This window comes from Achromobacter pulmonis (assembly GCF_002885955.2).
GTDB lineage: Bacteria > Pseudomonadota > Gammaproteobacteria > Burkholderiales > Burkholderiaceae_B > Achromobacter > Achromobacter pulmonis_A.
Genome location: NZ_POQS01000022.1, coordinates 1 through 9,624, shown reverse-complemented (window position 1 = coordinate 9,624; position 9,624 = coordinate 1). Strand labels below are relative to the sequence as shown.

General features: G+C 62.4%; 13 protein-coding genes. All 13 read left to right on the top strand.

Features of this window, described 5'->3' with window-relative positions; genetic code table 11:
* A partial coding sequence (locus C1I89_RS33200) for a DUF2924 domain-containing protein (protein WP_146196979.1) occupies positions 1–289 on the top strand: 289 nt, incomplete at its 5' end.
* Entirely contained in the window at positions 286–1,734 is a 1,449-nt protein-coding gene (locus tag C1I89_RS33195; RefSeq protein WP_102776372.1) for a recombinase family protein, read from the top strand. The genes C1I89_RS33200 and C1I89_RS33195, both read left to right, overlap by 4 nt.
* Entirely contained in the window at positions 1,731–2,198 is a 468-nt protein-coding gene (locus tag C1I89_RS33190; protein ID WP_102776371.1) for a hypothetical protein, read from the top strand. The genes C1I89_RS33195 and C1I89_RS33190 overlap by 4 nt, the downstream gene beginning before the upstream one ends.
* Before the next feature lie 206 nt (positions 2,199–2,404).
* Positions 2,405–2,617 carry a helix-turn-helix domain-containing protein gene (locus C1I89_RS33185; protein ID WP_011886417.1) on the top strand — a complete coding sequence of 71 codons (213 nt, stop codon included), beginning with the start codon at positions 2,405–2,407 and terminating at the stop codon, positions 2,615–2,617.
* A complete protein-coding gene (locus tag C1I89_RS33180) occupies positions 2,614–3,096 on the top strand; it encodes a hypothetical protein (protein ID WP_102776370.1) in 483 nt (160 codons plus the stop codon). Before C1I89_RS33185 ends, C1I89_RS33180 begins: the two co-directional genes overlap by 4 nt.
* A gap of 5 nt (positions 3,097–3,101) precedes the next feature.
* On the top strand, positions 3,102–3,386 hold the full coding sequence (locus C1I89_RS33175) for a hypothetical protein (protein ID WP_011886415.1): 285 nt from the start codon (positions 3,102–3,104) through the stop codon (positions 3,384–3,386).
* Position 3,387: 1 nt separating this feature from the next.
* Positions 3,388–4,191: an ATP-binding protein gene (locus C1I89_RS33170; protein ID WP_011886414.1), complete on the top strand. Its 804-nt coding sequence runs from the start codon at positions 3,388–3,390 to the stop codon at positions 4,189–4,191.
* A gap of 14 nt (positions 4,192–4,205) precedes the next feature.
* On the top strand, positions 4,206–4,829 hold the full coding sequence (locus C1I89_RS33165) for a hypothetical protein (RefSeq protein ID WP_102776369.1): 624 nt from the start codon (positions 4,206–4,208) through the stop codon (positions 4,827–4,829).
* A 12-nt stretch (positions 4,830–4,841) separates the two neighbouring features.
* Positions 4,842–6,524: a DEAD/DEAH box helicase gene (locus tag C1I89_RS33160; RefSeq protein WP_102776368.1), complete on the top strand. Its 1,683-nt coding sequence runs from the start codon at positions 4,842–4,844 to the stop codon at positions 6,522–6,524.
* Positions 6,525–6,691: 167 nt separating this feature from the next.
* Entirely contained in the window at positions 6,692–6,967 is a 276-nt protein-coding gene (locus C1I89_RS35520) for a DUF6511 domain-containing protein (protein ID WP_258231578.1), read from the top strand.
* Entirely contained in the window at positions 6,967–7,749 is a 783-nt protein-coding gene (locus C1I89_RS33150; protein ID WP_102776366.1) for a PD-(D/E)XK nuclease family protein, read from the top strand. The genes C1I89_RS35520 and C1I89_RS33150 overlap by 1 nt, the downstream gene beginning before the upstream one ends.
* On the top strand, positions 7,746–8,090 hold the full coding sequence (locus C1I89_RS33145) for a hypothetical protein (RefSeq protein WP_146196978.1): 345 nt from the start codon (positions 7,746–7,748) through the stop codon (positions 8,088–8,090). Before C1I89_RS33150 ends, C1I89_RS33145 begins: the two co-directional genes overlap by 4 nt.
* The coding region (locus C1I89_RS33140) for a hypothetical protein (RefSeq protein ID WP_102776373.1) at positions 8,083–9,624 on the top strand (1,542 nt) is incomplete at its 3' end. The genes C1I89_RS33145 and C1I89_RS33140, both read left to right, overlap by 8 nt.

The following is a 9,624-nucleotide window of genomic DNA, read 5'->3' as shown; positions in this document are numbered from 1 at the left end:
GTCCTCATCGCTCAAGCGCCGCCTGGAAAAAATCGGTGAGACCGGTGAGGTGCCGAACCAGAAGCGCAGAGCAGAAAACCAGCTGGCGCCGGGGGCCACCCTGATCCGCGAGTACAACGGCATTGCCCATCAGGTCAAAGTCCTGGACGATGGGCGTTTCGAATACCAGGCCCGTGCCTACAAAAGCTTGTCTGGGGTGGCCAAGGCCATTACCGGCACCGCCTGGTCTGGGCCGGCATTCTTCGGACTGCGCCAACCCGCGCCCAAGCGTCAGGGGGCATTGGCATGAGAAGACCTGTTCCTCACTCCAATACGCAAACGCCTGCCACTACCCCCAAGCGGCGCTGTGCGGTCTACACCCGAAAGTCCACCGATGAAGGCCTGGACATGGAATACAACAGCCTGGAGGCGCAACGTGACGCTGGGCTTGCCTATATTGCCAGTCAGCGCCACGAAGGCTGGATCGCTGTGGCCGATGGTTATGACGACGGTGGCTTCTCGGGTGGCAACATGGAGCGGCCTGCGCTGCGCCGATTGATGGACGATATCGAGGACGGAAAAATCGACATCGTCGTGGTCTACAAGATTGACCGCCTCACGCGCAGCCTGCCTGACTTCGCGCGACTGGTGGAAGTCTTTGATCGGCACGGAGTCTCATTCGTGTCCGTGACCCAGCAGTTCAACACCACGACGTCGATGGGACGCCTGACGCTCAACATCCTGCTGTCTTTTGCCCAGTTTGAACGTGAGGTCACCGGCGAGCGCATCCGCGACAAGATTGCCGCCAGCAAGGCCAAGGGCATGTGGATGGGCGGTGTGCCTCCCTTGGGCTATGACGTCAAGGATCGCAAGCTGGTCGTCAACGAAAGGGAGGCGGTACTGGTACGCGAGATTTTCATGCGTTACGCCGAGCATGGATCGGCCGCACGTCTGGTGCGCGAGTTGCAGGTCGAAGGGCACACGACAAAGTCCTGGGAGACCCAGACCGGTAAGTTCCACCACGGTCGGATCATTGATCAGCAGTACCTGTTCAAGCTGCTGCGCAATCGCCTGTACCTGGGTGAGATCACGCACAAGGGCGATGTTTTCAAAGGTCAACACCAGCCCATCATCTCGACGGCGCAATGGGAGGCGGTCGACGCCATCGTTGCGCAACGCAAGCGCAGCACGACCCGTGACCGCTACAACGAGACGCCGGCGCTGCTGGCGGGATTCCTCTATGCTCCCGACGGCCAGCGCATGCTGCCTACCTACACGCAGAAGAAAAACGGCAAGCGGTACCACTACTACGTTCCCTACCTGGAAAAGCGCCAGGCCGCTGGTGCATCACGCATCCCTGGCCAGCGCAGCATGGGGCCCATGCCGGCCGCTGAAATCGAATCAGCTGTGCTGATGCAGGTCCTGCGGGTGTTGCAGGAGCCCGAGATGATCATCGGCGTGTGGCGTGAAGTGCTGGCAATGCAGGAGCAACCCGGACTTGATGAAGCCATGATCGTGGTGGCCATGCGCCGTATCGGTGACATCTGGGCGCAGATGTTCCCGGTGGAGCAGCACCGCATCATGCGGCTGCTGATCGAGCGTGTGCAACTGCACCCGAATGGCCTCGACATTGTCTGGCGTGAAGACGGATGGCACCGATTCCGGCGTGAACTGGCCCGGCACCCCTTTGTGGTGGAGCAGAAAGATGCGCCCGCCATGGGGCGCCTCGGCCATGATGAAGAGGTGATGGCATGAGCCAATCCACCCCGCAACGTTGCAAGATCGAGATATCGGTGTCGGGTCCGTCGCGTGAATACCAGAGCCAGGGCTCGGCGGTGACCTTCGTCCCCTTGACCATCAAGCGCCGGCATACCCGCAAACTGTTGATCGCACCCCCTGGTCAGGAAGATGCCAAGGTCCGATCATCATTCGACTTGCCCATGATCCGCACGATCGGCAAGGCTTTCTACTGGCAAAAGCTGCTCGACAGCGGTGAGGTCGCCAATGCCACCGAACTGGCGCGGCAATTGAAGCTGGAGCCTGGCTGGGTCGCCGAGGTGCTGCGGCTCACGCGCCTCGCACCAGACATCGTGCAGGCCATTCTGGATGGGCGGCAGCCGCGCCACCTCAATCTTCACGCGATCCGGGGCCGGCAGGCGGACGTGCCCGTGGACTGGAATGAGCAGCGACGGTTGCTGGGGTTTCGGCCGATGGCCTGATCACGGCAGAACCCGGTCCTCTTCGCCTCACAACCCCTCATCGGTCTGCTTGCACCCACTGCAGGCGTTTTTTTCATCTGGATGCTGGCACGGGCAGCAATTGCCTGATCTGCCCACCTTTTGCGTCCACCTTGCCCACCGGTTTGCCCACCCCCTGAATCCCAAACTGCACTCACGTTTTCGCAATCACCTGAAAGGAGATCAACGTGAGTGTCAAACACCTGAATCAGCGCCAACTGGCTGAGCGCTGGAATGTCGCGGAGGCCACGCTCGAGCGTTGGCGATCTGCCGGTATCGGGCCGGTGTACCTGAAATTGCAGGGCCGCGTCCTCTACCGCGTCGAGGACATCGAGGAGTACGAGGCGAGGAGTCTGCACAGCAGCACGTCGTCGCGTGTCATGGCGGGAGGTGTGGCATGAACCAACGCCATCTGCCCCCGCAACAGCAGGATGTGCTGTCCATCCCGGCCACTGATCTGGCTGCATTCGATGCCCGCAGCCTGTTCCAGCTGAAGACGCTGGTCGCCGACCGCCTGGCCACTGCCAAGGCTGAAGTCGATCACATCGAACACGCCCTGAACTTGAAGTATGCCGAGCGCGCCAAGCACCTACGCCAGGTCGCCGGCAAAGACAGCGGTGTCGTGCATTTCGATGACGGCGACGTGCGTATCACTGCCGACCTGCCCAAGAAAGTCGAATGGGATCAGGCGCTGCTGGCCAACCTGGATGCGCGCATTGCCGCCAACGGCGACAACCCCCGCGAATTTATCGACGTCAGTTATCGCGTCTCAGAGACCAAGTTCTCCGCCTGGGCCAGTGCCCTGCGCGAGCAATTCATCCCCGCGCGAACCGTGAAGGTGGGCAAGCCCAGCTTCCGTCTCGCCCTGCTTTCGGAGTAATCACCATGTTCAAAAACCTCATCGAATCCCTGCGCAAAAAAACCTTGTCCCTTTCGGACCTGCCGGAAACCATCCGCGTGCCGGGCCACGCCGGGCAGACCGACATCGACCGCCTTCCCCTCGATCAGGCATCCGTCGATGACCTGGCCTTCGCTATCCAGGGCCTGGAAGCCCGCTCGTCTGAGATCTCCTGCCAGTTGCATTCCTTGCGCCGCCTGCACGATCTGGCCCGCGCCCGGGGCGCGCTCGGCACGGACAAGGTCACCGAGATCTTTGGTGGGGAGGTCTGATATGAGCTTTCCCTTCATCACCGCCGAGCAGCGCTTGGCAGAAAAGCGTGGCTCCAAAGGCGTGATCCTTGGCCCCTCGGGTGTGGGCAAAACCACGCTGCTCAAAACCGCCGATGCGACCCGCACCCTGTTCATTGACCTGGAGGCTGGCGATCTGGCCGTGCTGGATTGGCCTGGCGACAGCGTGCGGCCACGCACCTGGCAGGAATGCCGCGATCTGGCCTGCTACATCGGCGGCCCGAACCCCGCGCTGCGTGACGACCAGTCCTACAGCCAGGCGCATTACGACCAAGTGTGTGCCTTGTATGGCGATCCCGCCATGCTGGCCAAGTACTCGCTGATCTTTGTGGACTCGATCACGGTTGCGGGGCGCCTGTGTCTGCAGTGGGCCAAGGGGCAGCCGCAGGCCTTCTCCGAAAAAACCGGCAAGCCCGACACGCGTGGTGCTTATGGCCTGCATGCCAGCGAACTGGTCGGGTGGCTCACCCAGTTGCAGCATGTCCGTGACAAGGACATCTGGCTGGTCGGGATCCTCGACGAAAAGCTCGACGACTTCAACCGCAAAGTGTTCAGCCCGCAGATCGAGGGCTCCAAAGCTGCGCTGGAACTGCCCGGCATTGTCGATCAGGTCATCTCGATGGTGGTGCTCAAGTCGGATGACGGCACCCCTTATCGGGCCTTCGTCTGCCAGCACATCAATCCCTGGGGCTACCCCGCCAAAGACCGTTCCGGACGACTGGAGGTCGTCGAGGAGCCGCATTTGGGCCGCCTCATTTCCAAGATCACCGCGCCGCGCGCGCAATAAGCAGGAGAGTATTCATGAACAGCTACAACCACAACGCAGCCTGGAGTGACTTCAACGATGCCGAGGACCAGCGCGAGTACGCCCTGATCCCGCCAAAGACCCTGGCCAAGGTCATCATGGCCATTCGCCCGGGCGGTTATGACGATCCGAGCGAAGGGTGGACGGGCGGCTACGCGACCCGTTCCGACAAAACCGGCGCCATCTATCTCAACGCCAAGTTCACCATTCTGGAAGGACCGTTTGCCAAACGCGTGGTGTTCGGGCTGATTGGCCTGTCCAGTCCCAAGGGCCCGGAGTGGACCCACATCGGCCGCAGCTTCCTGCGCGCCATCCTGAACTCGGCACGAGGTATCCATCCGGCCGACAACTCGCCGCAGGCGCAGAGTGCGCGCCGTATCAAGGGGTTTGCCGATCTGGATGGCGTGGAGTTCGTCGCCCGCATCGATGTTGAAAAGGATCAGAACGGCGACGACAAAAACGTCATCAAGGCCGCCATTCAGCCGGATCACAAGGAGTATGCCGCGCTGATGGGGCAACCTATGCGCACCCCAAGCCACGCATCCTCGGCTCCGCCCACCGGTACGCCTCCTATGTCATCGGCGCCTGCCGTTCCCACCCGTCCCGCCTGGGCGCAATAAGGAGGGATGGCGATGATGCTGCGTCCTCGGCAGCGGGAATTCGTCACCCGCTGCGTCACGGCCCTAAAAGCCCATGGCAACACCCTCGGCGTGGCGCCGACCGGTGCAGGCAAGACGATATGCCTGTCCGGCACCGCCGGGGAGTTTCTTCAACATCCGGACGCCAAGGCCTGCATCTTGGCGCACCGCGACGAATTGACCGCACAAAACCTGAGCAAGTTTGGCGGCGTCAATCCGCACGTCAGCACCTCGGTCTTCGATGCGCATCAGAAATCGTGGTCGGGTCAGGCCACCTTCGCCATGGTGCAAACCTTGGCACGCAACCTCGAGAAGATGCCCACGCTGGACATGCTGGTGATCGACGAGGCTCACCACTGCGCGGCGCCCACCTACCGACTGGTCATCGACTCGGTCCTGGCCAAGAACCCGCATGCGCTGATTTATGGCGTGACCGCCACGCCTAATCGCGGGGACGGCAAGGGCCTGCGCGAGGTGTTCTCCAACGTGGCGGACCAGATCCGGCTGGGCGAGCTGATTCGCTCTGGCCATCTGGTGCCACCGCGCACCTTCGTGGTCGATGTCGGCACGCGCGACGCGCTCGACGGCGTTCGCAAACTGACCGACGACTACGACATGAATGCCGTGGCATCCATCATGAACACCACGCCTGTGAATGCGGCGGTGGTTCAGCACTGGCAGGCGCACGCGGCCCGGCGCAAGACCATTGCATTCGCTGCCACCGTGGATCATGCCCATGCCGTCTGCCAGGCCTTCAACGCGGCGGGGGTTCGGGCCGCTGTGGTTCATGGCGAGATGACACCTGCCGAGCGACAAGCCACGCTGGCGTCCTATGAAACCGGCGATGTGATGGTGCTGGTGAATGTGGCGGTGCTCACGGAAGGGTACGACTACACCCCGACCTCCTGCATCGTGCTGTTGCGGCCCAGTTCCTACAAGTCCACGCTGATCCAGATGGTCGGGCGTGGCCTGCGCGTGGTCGACCCAACTGAACACCCGGGCGTGATCAAGACGGATTGCGTGGTGCTTGACTTTGGCACCGCCTCCCTGCGCCACGGCAGTCTGGAGCAGGAGGTCGATCTGGATGGCTTCGGCGGTGATGGCGAGGCGCCGACCAAGCGCTGTCCTCAGTGTGATGCCGAAGTGCCGATGGCCAGTCGCGAGTGTCCGCTGTGTGGTCACCGCTTTGCCAAGGAGATCGAGGAGACGCGTCACCAGATCAGCGATTTCGTGATGACCGAAATCGATCTGCTCAAGCGCTCCAACTTTGCCTGGTGTGACCTGTTCGGCGACGACTGCGCACTGCTGGCCACGGGCTTCAAAGCCTGGGCTGGGGTCTTCTTCCTGAGCGGACGTTGGTACGCAGTCGGCGGCGCTGAGAAACTGCCCGCGCGCTTGCTGGGTGCGGGCGAACGTACGGTGTGCCTGGCCCAGGCCAATGACTGGCTCAATGACCAGGAAGTCGACGATGCCGCCCACAAGACCCGTCGCTGGTTGCAGGAGTCACCCACACCCGGCCAATTGCGTTACCTGCCTGCGCCGCTGCGCGCGGATTTCAGTCTGACCCGCTATCAGGCTTCGGCGCTGCTGACCTTTCAGTTCAACAAGACGGCCATTCAGCGTCTGGTGACGGCGGCCAACGATGCGGTGATGGCCGAGTTTCGGGAGGTAGCGTGAGATGTGCCGTGTGCTCCCGCCAAGCCAAAGGCCTAGGGTATTTCAACCCGCGCTTGCGGCGCTCCGACCCCCGTCGCTACAGCGATCGCTGGGTGTTCTGTTCCATGCCTTGCCAAAACGCTTTCTCCCGGCTGATGGAGCGCCTGACCCAGTTTCAGGAGGACGCCGTGATTGATCCCAGTGACATGGAGCTCGCCGCTATGCAATCCGCACTCGGCCCCTTGGGCGAGTACGTCGCTTCCATCGGCATGGATCGCCCCTTGGCCGATTACGGCAAGGACGAAGTCCTGCGCCTGGTGGAGGTCGTGGTCGACGCCTATCAGGCCCACATGTTGGCCGAGCACGAACGCATGGTCGAGCGTGACCGTACTTTCTTTGAACAACTCGCCAGCCGCAAGGCCACTGCCGGCACGGGTGGCGACCACCACAGGATTCCATTTTGATGATCGACCTGAACCATCAACCCAAATTGCACGAGCAGGTGTCAATGCGGCTGGATGCAGCCTTGCAAGCCGAGCGCAGCCATCAGGCACGCCGGCGCTATCTGGGCGCCTCACGCCTCGGTGTGCCCTGCGAGCGCGCCCTGCAATACGAGTACGTCGATGCGCCGGTGGACGACGGTGCTGAGTTGCCCGGTCGCACGCTGCGGATCTTTGAGGTCGGCCACATCATGGAGGACCTGGCCATTCGCTGGCTGCGCCTGGCTGGTTTCGAACTCTACACCCGCAAGCAGGATGGCGAGCAATTTGGCTTCTCCGTCGCGGATGGCCGTATTCAGGGGCATGTCGATGGCGTGATCGCTGGCGCCCCTGTCGAACTCGGCTTGTCGTTCCCCATGCTATGGGAGTGCAAGACCATGAACGACAAGAACTGGCGCGATACCGCCAAAAAGGGCGTGACCGTAACCAAGCCGATCTACGCCGCGCAAATGGCGATCTATCAGGCGTACATGGAGCCGAGTATTCCTGGCATCGCCTCCCAGCCTGCGCTGTTCACCGCCATCAACAAGGACACCCAGGAGCTCTGGCTGGAACTGGTTCCGTTTGATGCAGCGCTGGCGCAGCGCATGTCGGATCGCGCCGTCAAGGTAATCCAGGCGACCGAGGCCGGTGAATTGCTGCCGCGGGTGGCGTCTGAGCCGAGCTTCTACGAGTGTAAGTACTGCGCCTGGGCGCGTCGGTGCTGGAGCGAGCAGGGTGTGAACGCATCGGGGGTGCGGTCATGAATGCTCGTCTTCCTCAACCCGTGAGCGAGGCATTGGCGGTGACCGCCCGTCGCCAGAAGCCCCTGATCGGCGCATCCCTGCTGGAGCGTCTGCTGCTGCGTCATGTGGCTGTCGTGTGCCCGGAATCGCGACTGGTCGTGGCCGTGATCAAACAGGCGTTCGTGGACCTGTGCTCACCCTCGAAGCATCAGCGTGCCGAGGCCCGGCGATTTTTCCAGGACGGGCGTTTGGAACTTTGGTGCGACCTCGTCGATTTGTCACCTGAATTCATGCGCGAGATCGCTATCAAGGCGGGCTACTTGAATCCGGCAGACACCGACGAAGGAGGTGCCCATGCTTGATTTCAATGACCACGACCCTGCTGTTCCATCACCCAACGGGAATGCCGAACGTGATGAGCTGCGTTCGGCCTTGCTGGCGCGACTGGAGGGGGTACTGTTTGCCCTATTCCCTGCTGGCAAGGTGACACACGGCAAATTCGTCGTCGGTGATGTGCTGGGCAGTCCGGGCCGCAGCCTGGAGATCGAACTGGACGGCGAACGGGCGGGCCTGTGGATCGACCGCGCCACGGGTAATGGTGGCGATGTCTTTGCGCTTATCGCTGCGCACCGCCATTGGGACACGCATCGTGATTTCGCGGCCGTCCTGGGTTTCGCCTGGGAGCTGCTCGGCCGTGCCCCCGTCGTGCCTCCCGCCAAACGCAAGGCAAGCGCGCCGGTGGATGAACTGGGGCCAGCCACCGCCAAGTGGGACTACCTGGCCGCCGACGGCAGTCTGATTGCCTGCGTGTATCGCTATGAGCCCAGCCCTGGGCGCAAGGAATTCCGACCTTGGGATGCCAAGCGCCGCAAGATGGCGCCGCCCGATCCGAGGCCGTTGTTCAACCAACCTGGCATTGCCCATGCCGATGAGGTAATTTTGGTCGAAGGCGAAAAATGCGCCCAGGCCTTGATCGACGCTGGCCATTGCGCGACCACTGCGATGCATGGTGCCAACGCGCCCATCGACAAGACCGACTGGTCGCCTCTCCAGGGCAAGCATGTCCTGATTTGGCCTGACCGCGACAAACCCGGCTGGGAATACGCCATGAATGCCGCCGAAGCGGTCATGGCAGCCGGTGCCCAGCATTGCGCGGTGTTGATGCCGCCGGCCAATCCCACGGCGCAAGATCCTCAAGGGTCTGCCGATGGCTGGGACGCGGCTGATGCCATTGCGGAGGGCTTTGATGTGGAGGCCTTCCTTGCCTATGGTGAGCGCATCCAGTTCCAGCCGTCGACAGCAGACGCCACACAGGCGGCAGATCCGACCGAGCAATCGGTGTGGGCCACAGAAGACGCGCTGGCGCTGACCTTCTCGGGTCGGTACGCCCAGGACTGGCGCTATGTCGCTTTGTGGGGCAAGTGGGTGTTCTGGACCGGCAAGCGCTGGCAAACCGAGGAGACCCTGGCCGCGCACCACCTGATGCGGCAGATCTGTCGGGAGGCCGCGCTCAAGGCCGATTCGCACCGGGTAGCAGCCAAACTTGCCAGCAGCGGCACCGTGGCTGGCTTGGAGCGGCTGGCACGCTCCGATCGGCGTCATGCCGCTACTGCCGACGAGTGGGATGCCGACCCCTGGCTGCTCAACACGCCTGGTGGTGTGGTGAATCTCAAGAATGGCGTGCTGCGCTCCCACGATCGCCTGGATCGGCTGACCAAGATCACGACGGCCACGCCTGCGGGCGATTGCCCGACATGGCGGCAATTTCTCAATGAGGTCACGGGCGGTGATCAGGCTTTGCAGGCCTACCTTGCCCGGATGGCGGGGTATGCCCTGACCGGGTCGACACGTGAGCACGCGCTCTTCTTTCTGTATGGCACGGGTGCCAACGGCAAA